The following is a 16,645-nucleotide window of genomic DNA, read 5'->3' on the forward strand; positions in this document are numbered from 1 at the left end:
ATGGCCACCATCACAGGTGCGAGGGCGGTGCCGGACATACGACTGCGCCGGGCCGAAGCGCTCCGCGGGGAGCGGCTTCGACCCGGCGCAGTGACCGTGTCTACCCGGGCACAGTGCCCGGGAGGGGTTCGGTTAGACCGTCGGCGCGAACGCCTCCGCGACGATCTCGGCCTGCTCGACCGCGTGCACCTTCGACGAACCCGAGGACGGGGCCGACATCGCGCGGCGCGAGATCCGGCGCAGGCGGGTGAACCGGTCCGGAAGGATCTCCGGCAGGTTCAGGCCGAAGAACGGCCAGGCGCCCTGGTTGGCCGGCTCCTCCTGCACCCACGCGATATCGGTGGCGTTCGGGTAGGTCGACAGCTTCTCGTTCAGCCGGTAGCCCGGGATCGGGTACAGCTGCTCGATGCGCACGATGGCGACGTCGTCGCGGCCCTTCTTGCCCTTCTCCGCGACCAGCTCGTGGTAGAGCTTGCCGCTGGTCAGCAGGATCCGCTTGACCTTGCTGCGGTCGCCGTCGCCGCTCTCGTAGGTGGGCTCCTCGAGCACCGAGCGGAACTTGGAGTCGGTGAAGTCCTCGACATTGGAGACCACGGCCTTGTTGCGCAGCATCGACTTCGGGGTGAAGACGATCAGCGGGCGGCGAATGCCGTCCAGCGCGTGGCGACGCAGCAGATGGAAGTAGTTCGACGGGGTGGAGGGAACGGCCACCGTCATCGAACCCTCGGCGCACAGCTGCAGGAACCGCTCGATGCGGCCCGAGGTGTGGTCCGGGCCCTGGCCCTCGTGGCCGTGCGGCAGCAGCAGCACGACCTCCGAGAGCTGGCCCCACTTGGCCTCACCGGAGGAGATGAACTCGTCGATGATCGACTGCGCGCCGTTGACGAAGTCACCGAACTGCGCCTCCCACAGCACCAGCGCGTCCGGATTACCCAGGGAGTAGCCGTATTCGAAGCCGACCGCGGCGTACTCGGACAACGCCGAATCGTGCACCGCGAACCAGCCCGGCGCGGCGCTGCCGATGTTGTGCAGTGGGGTGTACTCCGCACCCGTCTTGCGGTCGATGATCACCGAGTGCCGCTGGGTGAAGGTGCCGCGGCGGGAATCCTGACCCGTCAGGCGCACCGCGCGGCCCTCGTCGATCAGCGAACCGAAGGCCAGCAGCTCGGCGAAGGCCCAGTCGACCTTGCCCTCGTACGCCATCTCGCGGCGGCGCTCGAGCACCGGCTTGACGCGCGGATGCACGTTGAAGCCCTCGGGCACGTTCAGGAACGCGTCACCGATGCGCTGCAGCACCGTCTTGTCCACGGCCGTGACGACCGTGCCCGGAACGGTCTGCTCCTCCTCGACCGATTCGCTCGGCTCCGGCGGGTACTTCTCCAGCTCGCGAACCTCGTTGAAGACCCGCTCCAGCTGACCCTGGAAGTCTCGCAGCGCGTCCTCGGCCTCCTTCATGGAGATGTCACCACGGCCGATCAGGGCCTCGGTGTAGGACTTGCGGACGCTGCGCTTGGTGTCGATGACGTCGTACATGTACGGCTGGGTCATCGACGGGTCGTCGCCCTCGTTGTGGCCGCGGCGGCGGTAGCAGATCAGGTCGATCACGACGTCCTTGTGGAACCGCTCGCGGAAGTCGACCGCCAGGCGGGCCACCCAGTCGCAGGCCTCCGGATCGTCGCCGTTCACGTGGAAGACCGGCGCGCCGATGAACTTGGCGATATCGGTGCAGTACTCGGTCGAGCGGCTGTACTCCGGCGCGGTGGTGAAGCCGATCTGGTTGTTCACCACGATGTGCAGGGTGCCGCCGACGCGGTAACCGCGCAGGCCCGACATGTTCAGGGTCTCGGCGACCACGCCCTGTCCGGCGAATGCGGCGTCACCGTGCATCATCAGCGGCACAACGGAGAAGGTGCGTGCCTCCTCACCCTTGGTGACCAGGTCTTCCTTGGTCAGCAGGTCCTGCTTGGCGCGGACCAGGCCCTCCAGCACCGGGTCGACGGCCTCGAGGTGCGACGGATTCGCCGTGAGGGACACCTGGATGTCGTTGTCGCCGAACATCTGGATGTAGGTGCCGTGCGCGCCGAGGTGGTACTTCACATCGCCCGAGCCGTGGGTGGCGGCCGGGTTCATGTTGCCCTCGAACTCGGTGAAGATCTTCGAGTAGGGCTTGCCGACGATGTTGGCCAGCACGTTCAGGCGGCCGCGGTGCGGCATGCCGATGACGACCTCGTCCAGGGCCTTCTCGGCGCACTGGTCGATCATCGAGTCCATCATCGGGATGACGGCCTCGGCGCCCTCGAGCGAGAAGCGCTTCTGACCGACGTACTTGGTCTGCAGGAAGGTCTCGAAGGCCTCGGCCGCGTTGAGCCGGGACAGGATGTACTTCTGCTCGGCGACGGTCGGCTTCGCGTGCTTCTGCTCGACCCGGTCCTGGATCCAGCGCAGCTGCTCGCGATCGAGGATGTGGGTGTACTCGACGCCGATGTGGCGGCAGTAGGCGTCGCGCAGGATGGACAGCACATCGCGCAGCTTCATCCGCTCCTGGCCGTGGAAGCCCGCGACGTTGAATTCGCGGTCCAGGTCCCACAGCGTCAGGCCGTGCTGGGTGACGTCCAGGTCCGGGTGGCTGCGGAACTTGTCCTTGACCAGGCGCAGCGGATCGGTATCGGCCATCAGGTGGCCGTGGTTGCGGTAGGCGGCGATGAGTTCCTGGACGCGGACGCTCTTGTCGACCCCCCGCTCCTTGATGTCCTTGCGCCAGCGCACCGGCTCGTAGGGCACACCCATGCCGTGGAAGATCTCGTCGAAGAATTCGTCGGAGATCAGCAGGTTGTGGATGGTCCGCAGGAAGTCGCCGGATTCCGCGCCCTGGATGATGCGGTGATCGTAGGTGGAGGTGAGGGTCATCAGCTTGCCGATGCCCATCTCGGCCAGCTGCTGATCGCTCATGCCCTGGAACTCGGCCGGGTACTCCATGGCGCCCGCGCCCACGATCGTGCCCTGCCCAGGCATCAGCCGCGGCACCGAGTGCACGGTGCCGATGGTGCCCGGGTTGGTCAGCGAGATGGTGACGCCCGCGAAGTCCTCGGCGGTCAGCTTGCCGTCGCGGGCGCGCCGCACGACATCCTCGTAGGCGCTGTGGAACTGCGCGAAGTTCATCGACTCGCAGTTCTTGATGGCCGCGACGACGAGCGTGCGCTGGCCGTTCTTGCCCTGCAGGTCGATGGCCAGACCGAGGTTGGTGTGTGCGGGAGTGACCGCGTTCGGCTTCCCATCGACCTCGGCGTAGTGCCGGTTCATGTTCGGGAAGGCCTTGACACCCTGCACGATCGCGTAGCCCAGCAGGTGGGTGAAGGAGATCTTGCCGCCGCGGGTGCGGGCCAGGTGGTTGTTGATGACCAGCCGGTTGTCGATCATCAGCTTCGCGGGGATGGCGCGCACACTGGTGGCGGTCGGGATGGTCAGCGAGGCCGACATGTTCTTCACGATCGCGGCGGCGGGGCCACGCAGCACCTGGGAGGTGTCGGTCGCGGGCTCGGCCGCGGCGGCCGGAGCCGGCGCGTTCGAGGCCGGGGCCGGGGTGGTCTGCGGCGCGCGGGCCGCGGGCGGCGCGGCGGCGGCCGAGGCCGCGGCGGTCACCTTGGGCGCCGCCGGTGGGGCGGCGGCCGGAGCCGGTGCCGGCGCGGGCGTCACTGGAGCGGCCGGGGCCGGGACAGGGGCGGGCGCGGGGGCAGCGACGGCGGCGGGAGCGGAAGCGGCGGCAGCTGTCGCCGTGGCAACGGTTCCGTTGCCGGAGTCGGCCGGGGTCTCCGGCGTGTAGTCGGCCAGGAATTCATGCCAGCTCTCATCTACGGACGAGGGGTCTTGCTTGTACTTCTGGTACATCTCGTCCACGAGCCACTGGTTCTGTCCGAACTGGGATGTTGAGCTGCTCACAGCAGGTGTTCGCCTCATTTCGTTCTTCGCGCTGCGACGTTTGTGACGTGCCCGGCACGGGTATCGGCAAGATGCGCGCCGATGCGCCCTTTCTGAGGATAGGCCCCTGGGTGAAATGACGCCGCACGGTGGTACCCGTGGTTCGTTGTCTGTTTACACACGTTGCCTCTTCTCGACCCGTCGCGGCCCCGCACCCCGTCGGCAAACCCTGACGGGTGCCGGAATCGCCGGACTGACCGACCACCTTTATGACGACGAGTCCTAGGTCGAGAATATTCCTTCACTTGCACCCGCGGCCTCCCACAACCGGGTGTAGATGCCGCCCGCCTCGACCAGCTCTGCGTGCGTGCCGATTTCAGCGATCCGGCCGTCCGCGACGACGGCGATGCGGTCGGCGCGCGCCGCCGTCGCGAGCCGGTGCGCGACGATCACCGCGGTGCGCCCGTGGGTCATGGCGGTGCTCGCGGCCAGCACCTTCTCCTCGCTGACCGGATCGAGCACGGCGGTGGCCTCGTCGAGCAGCAGCAGGTCGGGACCGACCAGCTCGGCGCGGGCGAGCGCGATCAGCTGGCGCTGCCCGGCGGACAGCCCGCGCCCGCCCTCGCCGACGGGCTGCCGCATCCCGCCCGGTAACCCGGCGATCATCTCCAGGGCGCCGACCGTGTCGGCGGCCCGCTCGACCTGGGCGGGAGTGGCGGTGGGCCGGCCGAAGGCGATATTGCTCGCGACATCGCCGGTGAACAGGTGCGCCTCCTGCGGGACGACGCCCAGGCGGGCGCGGTAGTCGGCGAGGCGGTAGTCGCGCACGTCGGCGCCGTCGACCACGATTGCGCCGGTGGGATGCGGGGCGGGATCCTCGCGTGGCAGATCGTAAAGGCGTGCAAGGAGTTTCACGATCGTGGACTTGCCCGCGCCGGTCTCGCCGACCAGCGCCAGGCTGGAACCGGCCGGAATGTGCAGGCGCACGCCGCTCAGGGCCTCGGCCGGGGCATCCGGATATCGGAAGTGGACTGTGTCGAATTCCACATCCGCCGCGCCCCGCACGGCGGCCGCGGCGCGCTCCCGCGGCGGATCCGGCTCGATGGACGACGGCGTGCGCAACAGGGTTTCGATCCGTTTCAGGCCCACGCGCGCCTGCTGATAGCCGTCGAACACCTGCGACAGCTGCACGATCGGGTTGATCAGCAGGCCCAGGTAGAGGATGAAGGCGACCAGCGTGCCCGCGGTGGTGACCCCGTGCGCGATATCGCGGGCGCCGAGGTACACCACGACGGCCTGCGCGAGGTCGGCCCAGGCGACGATGAAGCCGAAATACACCGCGATCGCCTTCTGTGCCCGCATCCGGGCGTGGCGATAGGCATCGGAATATCCGGTGAAGCGCCCCTGTGCGTGCGGCTCGGAGCGGTAGGCCTGGGTGGTGCGCAGCCCGGCGATGTTCTCCTGGAAGTCGGCGTTCACGGTGGCGACCCGCTCCCGGGAGGCGGAGTATGCCGACGCCGAGATCTTGCGGAAGACCAGCGTCGCGATGATAAGCGGCGGCAGCGCCACGAAGATCACCAGCGCGAGCCCGGCATCGCAGATCACCAACGCCACCAGGACTCCCACCGCGGTGGCAACGCCGATCAGCGCGGTGCCCAGGCCGGTCTGCAGGAAGGTCGACATCGCATCGATGTCGGTCGTCATCCGGGTCATGATCCGGCCGGACAACTCGCGCTCGTAGAAGTCGAGCCCGAGCCGCTGCAGGTGGGCGTAGCTGCGGATCCGCAGACCGTAGAGCATCCGCTCGCCCCCGCGCGCGGACAGCATCGTGCCGATCGACTCGTCCAGCCAGCTCAGGCCCGCCAGGACCAGCGCTCCCAGCGCCGCGCCGGCCAGCGCCGCCCCGCTGTGTGCCGATACGCCGTGGTCCAGCGCGTAGCGGGTCAGCGCGGGGAAGGCCACACCGATCGCCCCGTCCAAGGCCAGCAGCGTCACGACCGCAGCCAGCAGCCAGCGCACCGGATGCAGCAGCCGCAGCAGCCGGAAGTGCGGATCGGGGCGCTCGAGCTCGCGGATGTCGCCGCCGGGGAGTTCCGCGGCGGCGGGGAGCCGCGCGAGCGAGTCGCGGATCTCCGGCGGGATGTCGGAGTCGGCGATGCTCGCGGGCTCCCGCAGGGCCACGGTATCGCCCGGCGCCGGAAGTCGTTGCGGTGCGGCGCCTTCGGTGGAAGGTTGTGCGAAGATGGGCAACATCTCGATCGTGCCGCGGCCGTTGCCGGCCGTGACTGCCGCCGGATGGATTGCAGCGGCAGGGGTTTGGTCGGTGTCGGGCCAGAGATCGGCGACCTGCTCCCGATCCGGCTCCGGCAGGCGGATGACGCGATCGGCGTGCGCGAGGGTGGATTCGCGGTGGGCCAGGATGACGGTGGTGCGGCCGCTGTCGCTGGGGAGCGCATCGAAGATGGCGGCCTCGGTGACGGCGTCGACGGCGGAGGTGGCGTCGTCGAGGATCAGGATGCGCGGATCGGCCAGCAGGGCGCGGGCCAGGGCCAGGCGCTGGCGCTGGCCGCCGGAGAGGGTGAGGCCGCGCTCGCCCACCACGGTGTCGTAGCCCTCAGGCAGGGCGGTGATGAACTCGTGCGCGGCGGCCTGCTCGGCGGCGTGCCGGATCTGCTGTGCCGTGGCATCGGGGTGGCCGAGCGCGATATTGGCCGCGACCGTGTCGGAGTACAGGAACGGTTCGTCGAAGACGACCCCGATCGCGGCGCGGAGCTCGGCCGCGCGCACCCGCGCGATGTCGGCCTCGCCGTTCGCGCCTCGCAACGTGATCCGCCCGGCGTCGGGGGAGTAGAAGCGCGGCAGCAGCAGGGCGAGCGTGGACTTGCCCGAGCCGGCGGGCCCGATGATCGCTACGGTCTCGCCGGGGCGCACCGTCAGGTCGAAATCGTGCAGCACGGGGCGGCCGGGATCGAATCCGAAGGTGAGCGAGTCGATCTCGATGCCGAGCGGCCCCTGCGGCACCGGCTGCGGGGAGGGCGGGTCGACGGTGTCGGGTGCCTCGTCGATCACCGCGAACACTCGCTCGGCGGCGGCCCGGGTGAGCTGGGCCATCACGATGACGCTCGCCACGACCCGCGTGCTGCCCGCGAGCATGGTGACGTACGCCGCGAACGCCAGGAAGGTGCCGACGCCGATCGTGCCGTGCAGCGCGAAGGCGCCGCCCAGTGCGATCACCGCGACCATGCCGAGCTGCGGAATCGCGGCGACGGTGGGGGAGAACCAGGAGTTGATGCGGGCCGCGCGCATCCGCTCGCCGTAGAGCGTGCGCGCATGCCGTTCCAGGACGCGCACCATCCGGGCCTCCTGCCCGAACCCCTTGACCACCCGCACCCCGGTGACGGTCTCCTCCACGTGCTGGGCCACATCGGCCGCCCGCTGCTGCGCCGACCAGGTCGCCGCGTGCAGCCGCGGCCGGACCCGGTATACGACCAGGATCAGGGCGGGGACGGTGAGCAGCGAGACCAGCGCGAGCGGCGGCGACAGCATCAGCATGACCACCGCGGCCAGCACCGCCAGCAGCAGCTGCATGGCCGACATCGGCGCCATCGCCAGAAACCCCTGCACCATCTGCAGATCCGAGATGGACCGCGACACCACCTGCCCGGTCCGCACCCCGTCCTGGCCCCGCCCGTCGTACCGGTGCAGCGCCGTCAGCAGCGCCACCCGCACGTCGTGCTGCACATCCAGCGCCAGCTGCCCCGCCAGCCACCGCCGCCCGATGGAGGTCCCGAACCGCACGACCGCCAGCGCCACCAACACCCCGGTGATGGCCGCGATGGCGTGCACATCGCCCACCCGTGCCCGATCGAGCGCCTGCTTGGCCGCGACCGGCACCGCCACCTCGGCCACCGCCCCCGCCACGAGTACGGCAATCACTCCGGACAGCAGCCCCGGCCGCGTGCAGCACGCCACCCACAGCCGCCGTAACCATCCGCCCTGGCCGGTCTCCTCCACGTTGCCCCCGCTCGCGCCGATCACCCTCATCACCCATCGACATTACCGACCGGAACCGACAAGCCCGCCGGGCCGAAGCTCGCCCGACCGCCCGGCGGCGGCATCGGGTTCATGACACCGTGTTCCGGTTCCCACCGATCCGCCCCCCGCGCGGTGCACCCTGCGCGAAATCCAGCGCCGAACTCGACAGGGAACTCGGCGGCGCCGCGCGGTGAATGGTCACCCGCGTGCGGAAATGCCCGCCGGAGTCATAGCTGGATCCATGACTCCGGCGAGCGGCTGTCGGCGGGGCAGAGTTGTCAGGCGTTCCAGCGGCGCAGGTGGGGCAGCGACAACAGATGCAGGATCATCGTGAAGGGAACGCCGAACACCGGGATCAGGCCCAGGGGCAGGGAGCCCATGGCGTTCGAATTCGCTCCGTGGGTGAGGAGTCCGATCGAGGAGTCCGTGTTCAGGATCCCCAGTGCGACCGCATTGATCAGGTCGAATATGCCGAATGCGGTCCAGGCCACGAAGATCCAGCGGCGGCTGGTGCCGAGCGCAAAGGTGGCGATCAGCGGCGCGGTGAGTGCGACGATGACGTCGCCGATGCCCGCGGGGAGCGCGAACGAGCGGGGCAGGGAGCCCATCACGCCCAGGACCAGCAGGGTGAATCCGGCCACGCGCAGCATCTGAAGCTGAGTCAGCACCCGCAGATCGGCCTGCCGTGCCCAGGACCTGACGCGATCCGAGGTGAGCAACAGCGCGAGAATCACCAAAGGCGGTCCGGCGCTGAAGATTCCGAGCGCGATGGGTGGGCTGGACGCCGGACCGCGGAACACGCCGGCGGCGCTCAGGGCGATGGCGAGGGCCAGCCAGGCGGCGACCAGCGCGGAGAGCAGCGCCGGGGTGCGGCGGGCGGTCAGGGACGGGGCGGCGAGGGATGCGGTCATAGGGAGCCTCCGTAGTGACTTGCAATTTTAAAGTCACTCTAAAGTGGTAACTTTAAATATGCAAGTGACTTCAGGAGGTTCCATGACGAAGAAACCACGGTCGGAGTGTGCGATCGCCGGGACGCTCGACATCCTGGGCGACCGATGGTCGCTGCTGATCGTGCGCGACCTGCTGATCAGGGGCGAACTCCGCTACGGCGACTTCATGCTCGCCGGGGAGCAGATCCCCACCAACACCCTGGCCGACCGCCTCCGCAAACTCGAGGAGGCCGGCATCCTGACCCGCACCGCGTACCAGGACAACCCGCCCCGCTACTCCTACCGCCTGACCGACAAGGGGCGTGCCCTGGACTCGATACTGGACGCGATGGTGCAGTGGGGCCTGAGCCATATCCCCGGCACCCGCAGGCTCGACGCCTGAATTGCCGGGTGCGGGAGTTCTAGAACTCGCGCTTGCGCAGGTACCACCAGGCGGCGAAGCCCGCGGCGGCGGTCCACAGGATCAGCACCACCGCTGACGCGGCGCTGGGGGCGAAGAACGGGCTGCGGCTGAAGGATCCGACGGCGACCGCGCCGATGGTGGCCGAATCGGGAAGCAGCACAGCGAAACCCGGGATTCCCACGCCCCTCGCGACGAGCCAGATCAGGGGTTCGGCGACGATACACCAGCCGATCACGGCCGTGACGGCAATGGCGGTGGAGCGAACCAGCAGGCCCAGGCTCGCACCGATCACGCCCCAGCACACCGCAGCGAGCAGCCCGCCGCCGAACGCACCCACCAGCTGCGGCCCGAACTGGATCTTGTCCCGGCCCAGCGCGGCCAGGCCGAGTGCGGCGCCGATCTCCGCGGACAGCCCCAACAGCAGCGAATAGGCAGCCGCCACACCGAGTTTCGCGCCGAACAACACATCGCGATCCGGAATGAACAGCGCGGTCAGCGGCATGCTCTCGTACCGGTACTCCGCACCGGTGCTCAGGGCTCCGGTCACCGCGGACGCCACGATGGCCACCAGCAGCGCGAGATACAGCCCGACGGTCGCGGTTCCGGTGGCGATCTGCCCACTGGACTGCGGACCGCTGCCGACCTGGGCGCTCAGCAGCGTGGTAACCAGACCGATCGCCCCGCAGACCGCCACGAGTACCCACCCCGATCGCCGGGTGCTGATCCGGCGGATCTCGGACCATGCGGCCCGGCGCACGGGGACCGGCACGGTGGGGAGGGCGGGCATGGTGAGGTTCATCGCGGCATCCCATACGACATCGGAGCGGTTCTGGTGGGCGCCGGGGTGGATCCGGTGAGCGCGGCCAGCACGCGATCGGGGTGCACGGGTTCGGGGATCACCTCGGTCAGCCGCACCCGGGCTCGCCCGGCGGCGGATTCGATCTCGGAGCGGGTGGCCTCGGCGATCGCCAGCCGCCCGTCCGAGCGCATCACCGCGTCGGTGAATCCCTCCGCGGCGAGCATGGTGGCCAGCGCGATCGGGCTCGACGCGGCGACCACCAGGCGGTCGGGGTGGCTGCGCCGCAGCGAGCGGGGACTGCCCTGATACACGACCGACCCCCGGCTCAGCACGATCAGGTTGTCGGCCACCGGCAGCACGGCCGACAGGCTCTGCGCCGTGAGCAGTGTGGCGCCGCCGCGGCGGGCGTGCCGGTGCAGGTGGTCGGACAGCCAGGCGCGTTCGGCGGCATCCAGCCCGGTGAGCGGATCGTCGAGGATCAGGAACCGGGGATTGCCGAGCAGCGCTATCCCCAGCGCCAGCCGGGCCTGCATGCTCGGCGTCAGGGCCTGGACCTTGGTGTCCGCGGCCGGGTCGAGGCGGGTGGTGGCCAGGACGGCGTCCACCTCGTCGTCGGGGATGCCCGCCGCCGCGGCATAGACACGCAGGTGCCAGCGGACGGTGCGCGCCGGATGCAGCCCGCGCGGCTGCAGCAGGGCGCCGAGCGAGCGGCCGCTGCCCGCCTCGGAGCCGGTGCCGCCGATCGACACCGTCCCGGAGGTGGGCCGGGCCTGTCCGAGCAGGATCTCCACGAGGGTGGATTTGCCCGATCCGGGCGGCCCGACCAGCGCGGCCGTGGTGCCGATCGGCACCGAGAAACCGACCCCGCGCAGCACCGTCACACCGTCGAATTCCTGGGTGATCCCGGAGACGGAAAAGGCGAGCGGCCGTGCGGGACTCATTACTGTATCTTTCGATTGTCCAGGGCGGGCAGGGGATCCGCGTCGATGACCAGCGGCGTCGGCCACGCGAGCGGGGCCGGGCCGAATGCCCCGCGCGCGTTGGCGATCGTGCGCTTGCCGAGCGTGCGGTTGCCGAAACCGCCGATGGCCGCGCCGATTCCGGCGGGCAGCACCTTGCCGAACATCAGCGGGCTGCGCTCGGCCAGGAAGCGCAGCACGAACCGCTTCATCAGCGCATCGTTGAGGGCGGTGATGCCGGGGATGCGCCCGGCGAGCAGGGTGCCCCAGTTCTTCGCCGAATGCCCGACGTTCTTCTCCACGATCTGCATCCCGCTCTCGCCGAGCACCACGGCCAGCACCAGCGCGCGGCGGCGCTCGGCGTCGTCGGGGGCGATGCCGTGCACGCTCGCCACGGCGAGGGTGAACACCGCCGAGGCCTCCAGGAAGAACATGGTCTCCGCGCTGACCGCGGCCAGGGAGGCGAGCGTGCCGACCGCGGGCACCGCGGCGGCGGCGCCGACCGCCGTACCGCTGCCGGTGACCGTGGTCAGATACATCTTCTCGAGCCGCTCGACGATCTGGGCGGGTGATTCGCCGGGGTGGGAGCGCCGGAACCGGTCCACGTACTTCGCGACCGCGGGCGCCTGCAGCCGCGTGCCGTCGTCCAGCAGCGATCGCACCGCCTTCTCCACACCGGTCTTGAATATCGGCACTTTTCACCCCTCTCGTCCGGGCCGAGTGTAATAGTGCCCCGCGCGACGCCGCCGACCGTCGACGTTGTCGGTACCCGGGGCTACCGTAGGGCCATGGGTGAGCTTGCGAGCGAACCAACCGCATACCGCGTGTCCGGGCGGGACCGTCCGGAGCACGGCGTTTCCGGGGGATGCCGGGGGCTTCCCGATCCGCTGCTGCGGCCCTTCGTGCACTCGTACAGCGGCTATCTGCTGTGTGGATTCGCCCCGGGCACCCATGTCGGGATGCCGGCCACCACGCTCACCGTCATCATCACGATCGATGAGCCGATCGCGGTACCGGTGTCCTCACAGCCCGGCCAGCCCGGCGGCACCTGGGACGCCCTGGCCAGCGGCCTCACCATCCACCCGGCGACCATCGCGCACCGCGGCTACCAGCACGGCATCCAGCTGGCCCTGACGCCGCTCGGCTCGCGGGCGCTGTTCGGCGCCCCCACCGCCGAACTGGGGTCCTGGCTGGTCGATCTGGGCGATCTGCTCGGCCCGCGGGTGCGGGACCTGCGCGAGCGGCTGGCGGCCACACCGAACTGGCCGGGGAGATTCGCGATACTCGACGAGGTGCTGCTGGGTGCGGTCCGGCAGGCGCAGATCGAGGCCGGGCTGGCCCAGGCGTGGCGCATGCTCACCGCGCCGGGCGCCCGGGTCGCCGAGGTGGCCGATGAGATCGGCTGGAGCAGAAGGCATCTCGCCACGCGCTTCGGCGCCGAATTCGGCATCACGCCCAAGGATGCGGTGCGCCTGGCCCGTTTCGAGGCCTCGCATCGGCGGCTGCGCGTGGTCGCGACCTCTCCGCGGCCCGGCGCGACGCTCGCCGATGTGGCCGTCGCGAGCGGCTACTACGACCAGGCCCACATGGCTCGCGAGTGGCGCGAGATGGCCGGGATGCCGCCCTCGCGCTGGCTGGCCCTCGAGGAGTTCCCATTCGTCCAAGATCTCGATCCCGAGCTGTTGGAAGGTGGTAGTCATGACAGATTCAACCCAGACCAGCACGTCCGCAACAACTATTGAGACGGCCCGGCAGCCGGGCGGCACGGTGGTGTGGCCGGCATTCCGCTATCGCGATGCCGTCGCCGCGATCGACTTCCTCGAGCGCGCCTTCGGTTTCGTACAGCGCGTCCGCTATCCCGAGAGCGGTCCCGTCGTCGATCACGCCGAACTCGCATTCCCGCGCGGCGGGGGCATCATGCTCGGCTCGGTGCGTGAGGATTCGGTGCTCGCGGGCCTGCCGCCGGGGACGGGCTCGGTCTACATCGTCATCGACGACCCGGACGCACTCTACGAGCGTGCGAAGGCGGCGGGCGCCACCATCACCCGCGAGCTCTGCGATCAGGACTACGGTTCGCGTGAATTCAGCTGCCGCGACCCCGAGGGCGTGCATTGGAGCTTCGGGACGTACGCCGGAGCGCCTTCCTGACCGGCATGGGCGAGAAGTTCGGTGCCACGGTGGGATCCGCGCCGGGGCCGACGACGGTGTAAGTCCCGGCCGATTCGGTGGCGCCGCTATTCGGCGCGGTGGACCAGCCCGTCCTGGTCGATGTCGACCTGGTTGCCGGTGTGGAACCAGGTTCCGGTGAAGCGAGATTCGGTGGTCTGTGGATCGTTCCAGTAGCGGCGCGTGACATTCGGTCCGCGGCAGAGCAATTCGCCGTGACCCAAGCGGGCGCGGGGACCCCACAGCGCCAATTCCGTGCCGCCGAAGGGGAGTCCGAGCAGATCGCGGTGGTGCGGTTCGCCGTTGTCGGCCAGGGCCAGGCCGATCCCGCTGGTCTCGGTCGCACCCCATACCGACCACTGCCGGGCCAGCGGGAATACCTCGCGCAGCGCGGCGGCCACGACCTCGCAGGTGCTCGGATCGGTAGCGGCCAGTTCGGCGCGATGCCCGGCGCTGCACACCTGCCGCACGCCGTCGGCGCGCAGCCCGGCCAGGTCCGGCAGCAGTCCGGCGAAGATGCGCGGCGTCGCGGAGACGGTGTCGACGCGTTCGGCGATAATGGTTTCCGCGATCAGCGCCGGATCGCCGGCCAGCACCACCGTGCCGCCGACGGCGAAGGTCGGCAGCATCTGATCCACGCTGCCGCTGGCATGGGCCAGCGGCAGCAGCACCAGATTGCGCAGCCCGTCGGTGGGCAGGTCGAGCGCGCCCACCATCGAGCGCACCGCCGAGAGCAGATTCTCGTTGGTCAGCTCGACGCCCCGGGACACCGCGCCGCTGGTGTAGCACAGCAGCGCCATTTCGCTCAGGGACGCGCCGTCGTCGATGAAGGCGGCGCCGTCGGGTAGTTCGTTCGCGGCGTCCAGGACGAAATCCGCGGAGCTGTCGTGCAGCACCTGCGCGGCGAGCGCATCGGGCAGCCCGTCGGGCACCAGCACCGGCACGGCGCCGGACAGCAGCGCACCCAGGAACGCCTGCACCCAGCGCGCACCGACGGGCATGCACACCGCGACCCGGTCGCCGTAGCCGATGCCGTGGTCCTGCAACCCGCCCGCGATCCGGGAGGCGCTGTGCCACAGCTGGCGATAGGTCAGTCGCGGCCCGCCGATCTCCACCACGGCCTCGCGGGTGGAGAACGCGTGCACCTGCACGTCCAGGAGTTCGGTGAGCGCCGGATTGAGGTTGCCGTAGCGCAGCACGCCGTCGGCGCCGCGCGCAACGGGGTTGCCGCTCCACGGATTTCGCGTCTGCGGATATTCGACCAGCTGCGACATCAGTCCCTCCGAGTGCCTCGATCCGGGCGGCACCTGTGACTATATGACGCACCTCACAGTCGTGGGCTGATTGTCCGCAAACGTGTCCCGGCGGGACTCAGCGCCCGGAGTAGGTCGCCTTCCCGGGGCCCACCTCCAGGAAGCTGCGTACCGCGCCGCGCAGGTCCTCGGTCGCGAACAGCGCACCCGAGACCACCGGCGTCACCGAATCCGCGTGCGCCACACCGCCGGAGCGCCACGCCTCGATGATCGCCTTCGTCGCCGCGTGCGCGCGGGTCGGGCCGTCGGCCAGCCGGGCGGCAAGGGCGCGGGCGGCGGTGTCGACGTCCTCGTGCACGGCATTGACCACGCCCCACTCGGCCATGGTCGCGGCGTCGTAGAGATCGCCGGTCATCACGAATTCCCGTGCTCGGCCCGATCCGGCGCGTTCGGCCAGGCGCTGCGGCCCGCCCATCGAGGGGGTCAGCCCGACGACCGTCTCGACCAGGCCGAACTTCGCCTTCGGCGCGGCCAGGATGATGTCGCACGCCAGCGCGATCTCGAAGGCCGCGGTGAGGGTCAGCCCGTGTGCGGCGAACACCACCGGGCACGGCAGCGCCTCGATGCCCTGGGCGAGCCTGAACAGCTTGCGCCACAGCTCGGTTCCCTGCTCGACGGACAGCCCGTCGAACTCGTGCACGTCGACCCCGCCGGAGACCAGTTTGCCCTCGGCGCGCAGCAGCAGCGCGCGCGGCGGGGCGGCGGTCAGCTCGTCGATGTCGGCGGCCAGCGATTCCATCAGGGCCATGTCGAACAGGTTCAGCGGCGGATGAGCGATGGTGATGATCGCCAGCTCGGCGCCACCCTCGGTCGTAGTGCGTTCCAGGCGTGTGGGTTTGTCCGTCATGGGGCAAATCTATCCGCTACCCGATCAAAATAGATACATGTAGCGTGAGATGTCTCAATTGACACGCGCCGGATGTGCGAGTCCTCGATCTGCGAAACTGGGCCGATGAGCGCCGAGCCGAATCAGTCCTCGTATGTCGAGCCGGGGGACTTCAAGCGGGACACCAACTACATCCCCACCCGCATCACCGCCGACGGGCGCGACGGCTATCCGGTCGAGCCGGGCCGCTACCGGCTGGTCGCGGCGCGCGCCTGCCCGTGGGCGAACCGGACGCTGATCGTGCGGCGGCTGCTCGGCCTCGAGGACGTGCTCTCGCTGGGCCTGTGCGGCCCCACCCACGACGCGCGCAGCTGGACCTTCGACTTGGATCCCGGCGGCGTTGACTCGGTGCTGGGCATCCATTTCCTGCGCGATGCCTATCTCGCGCGCTTCCCGGACTATCCGCGCGGCATCACCGTGCCCGCGATCGTGGACGCGCCGACCGGGCAGGTGGTCACCAACGACTTCGCGCAGATGACGCTCGACTTCTCGACCGAATGGACGAAGTACCACCGTGCGGGCGCGCCGCAGCTGTATCCCGAGGCGCTGCGGGCGGAGATCGACGAGGTGAACCGGCGGGTGTACACCGAGGTCAACAACGGCGTCTACCGCTGCGGATTCGCGGGCGACCAGGATGCCTACGAGGCCGCGTACGCCCGCCTGTTCACCGCGCTGGACTGGCTCTCGGAGCGGCTGGCGACGCGCCGCTACCTGGTCGGCGACTCCATCACCGAGGCCGATGTGCGGCTGTTCACCAGCCTGGTCCGCTTCGACCCGGTTTATCACGGCCACTTCAAATGCAACCGGAGCAAGCTGTCCGAGATGCCGGTGCTGTGGGCGTACGCGCGCGATCTGTTCCAGACCCCGGGCTTCGGCGACACCATCGATTTCACCCAGATCAAGCAGCACTATTACATCGTCCACGCCGATATCAACCCCACCCGCATCGTGCCCGCGGGCCCGGAGCTGTCGGGCTGGCTCACCCCGCACGGCCGGGAGTCGTTGCCCGGCAACCCGTTCGGTGACGGCACCCCGCCGGCTCCGCCCGTCGAGAGCGAGCGGGTGCCGGCCTCGGCGAACCCGGCCTCGGCCCTGTCCTGATCCGTGCGGTCCGGCGCCGGCAACCCGGGACATGCGCATCTTCGCGCTGACCCGATCTGGTCCGGCGCGGTCGCTACCGTGTCGCCCTGTGCTCTCCGCTATCCCCGGGTGTGCTCGT

12 protein-coding genes are annotated in these 16,645 nt (G+C 69.8%); 4 read left to right on the forward strand and 8 right to left on the reverse strand.

Annotated features, from left to right (window positions below; translation table 11 throughout):
- Positions 1 to 132 precede the first annotated feature (132 nt).
- From ABH933_RS14245 to ABH933_RS14255, 3 genes are all read right to left on the reverse strand, one after another.
- Complete coding sequence (locus tag ABH933_RS14245; RefSeq protein ID WP_429422812.1) at positions 133 to 3,954, reverse strand: multifunctional oxoglutarate decarboxylase/oxoglutarate dehydrogenase thiamine pyrophosphate-binding subunit/dihydrolipoyllysine-residue succinyltransferase subunit; 3,822 nt, start codon at positions 3,952 to 3,954, stop codon at positions 133 to 135.
- Between the two features lie 243 nt (positions 3,955 to 4,197).
- Positions 4,198 to 7,959, reverse strand: a complete 3,762-nt coding sequence (locus ABH933_RS14250) for an ABC transporter ATP-binding protein (RefSeq protein ID WP_429423202.1) — start codon at positions 7,957 to 7,959, stop codon at positions 4,198 to 4,200.
- A 269-nt stretch (positions 7,960 to 8,228) separates the two neighbouring features.
- Positions 8,229 to 8,861 carry a hypothetical protein gene (locus ABH933_RS14255; protein WP_429422810.1) on the reverse strand — a complete coding sequence of 211 codons (633 nt, stop codon included), beginning with the start codon at positions 8,859 to 8,861 and terminating at the stop codon, positions 8,229 to 8,231.
- Between the two features lie 82 nt (positions 8,862 to 8,943).
- On the opposite strand from ABH933_RS14255, the gene ABH933_RS14260 reads away from it, so the two are divergent.
- On the forward strand, positions 8,944 to 9,282 hold the full coding sequence (locus ABH933_RS14260) for a winged helix-turn-helix transcriptional regulator (RefSeq protein ID WP_215918268.1): 339 nt from the start codon (positions 8,944 to 8,946) through the stop codon (positions 9,280 to 9,282).
- A gap of 19 nt (positions 9,283 to 9,301) precedes the next feature.
- On the opposite strand, the gene ABH933_RS14265 is transcribed toward ABH933_RS14260, so the two are convergent.
- From ABH933_RS14265 to ABH933_RS14275, 3 genes are read right to left on the reverse strand one after another with little or no spacing between them, the layout of a single operon-like run.
- Positions 9,302 to 10,102, reverse strand: a complete 801-nt coding sequence (locus ABH933_RS14265; RefSeq protein ID WP_429422808.1) for an ABC transporter permease — start codon at positions 10,100 to 10,102, stop codon at positions 9,302 to 9,304.
- The gene (locus ABH933_RS14270; RefSeq protein ID WP_429422806.1) at positions 10,099 to 11,043 is read right to left on the reverse strand and encodes an ATP-binding cassette domain-containing protein; all 945 of its coding nucleotides are present in this window, start codon (positions 11,041 to 11,043) and stop codon (positions 10,099 to 10,101) included. Before ABH933_RS14270 ends, ABH933_RS14265 begins: the two co-directional genes overlap by 4 nt.
- Positions 11,043 to 11,750: a hypothetical protein gene (locus ABH933_RS14275; protein ID WP_429423200.1), complete on the reverse strand. Its 708-nt coding sequence runs from the start codon at positions 11,748 to 11,750 to the stop codon at positions 11,043 to 11,045. The genes ABH933_RS14270 and ABH933_RS14275 overlap by 1 nt, the downstream gene beginning before the upstream one ends.
- A 99-nt stretch (positions 11,751 to 11,849) precedes the next feature.
- Here ABH933_RS14275 and ABH933_RS14280 point away from each other — a divergent pair, with 99 nt between their 5' ends.
- Both ABH933_RS14280 and ABH933_RS14285 read left to right on the forward strand, forming a co-directional pair.
- Complete coding sequence (locus ABH933_RS14280; RefSeq protein ID WP_429422804.1) at positions 11,850 to 12,803, forward strand: helix-turn-helix domain-containing protein; 954 nt, start codon at positions 11,850 to 11,852, stop codon at positions 12,801 to 12,803.
- On the forward strand, positions 12,760 to 13,209 hold the full coding sequence (locus ABH933_RS14285) for a VOC family protein (RefSeq protein WP_429422802.1): 450 nt from the start codon (positions 12,760 to 12,762) through the stop codon (positions 13,207 to 13,209). Before ABH933_RS14280 ends, ABH933_RS14285 begins: the two co-directional genes overlap by 44 nt.
- A gap of 86 nt (positions 13,210 to 13,295) precedes the next feature.
- On the opposite strand, the gene ABH933_RS14290 is transcribed toward ABH933_RS14285, so the two are convergent.
- Both ABH933_RS14290 and ABH933_RS14295 read right to left on the reverse strand, forming a co-directional pair.
- Positions 13,296 to 14,501 carry a class I adenylate-forming enzyme family protein gene (locus ABH933_RS14290; RefSeq protein WP_429422800.1) on the reverse strand — a complete coding sequence of 402 codons (1,206 nt, stop codon included), beginning with the start codon at positions 14,499 to 14,501 and terminating at the stop codon, positions 13,296 to 13,298.
- 97 nt (positions 14,502 to 14,598) lie between these two features.
- The gene (locus tag ABH933_RS14295; protein ID WP_429422798.1) at positions 14,599 to 15,387 is read right to left on the reverse strand and encodes an enoyl-CoA hydratase/isomerase family protein; all 789 of its coding nucleotides are present in this window, start codon (positions 15,385 to 15,387) and stop codon (positions 14,599 to 14,601) included.
- A 105-nt stretch (positions 15,388 to 15,492) separates the two neighbouring features.
- On the opposite strand from ABH933_RS14295, the gene ABH933_RS14300 reads away from it, so the two are divergent.
- Complete coding sequence (locus tag ABH933_RS14300) at positions 15,493 to 16,527, forward strand: glutathione S-transferase family protein (protein WP_429422796.1); 1,035 nt, start codon at positions 15,493 to 15,495, stop codon at positions 16,525 to 16,527.
- Positions 16,528 to 16,645: the final 118 nt, after the last annotated feature.

Source organism: Nocardia sp. GP40 (assembly GCF_050434125.1).
Lineage (GTDB): Bacteria > Actinomycetota > Actinomycetes > Mycobacteriales > Mycobacteriaceae > Nocardia > Nocardia albiluteola.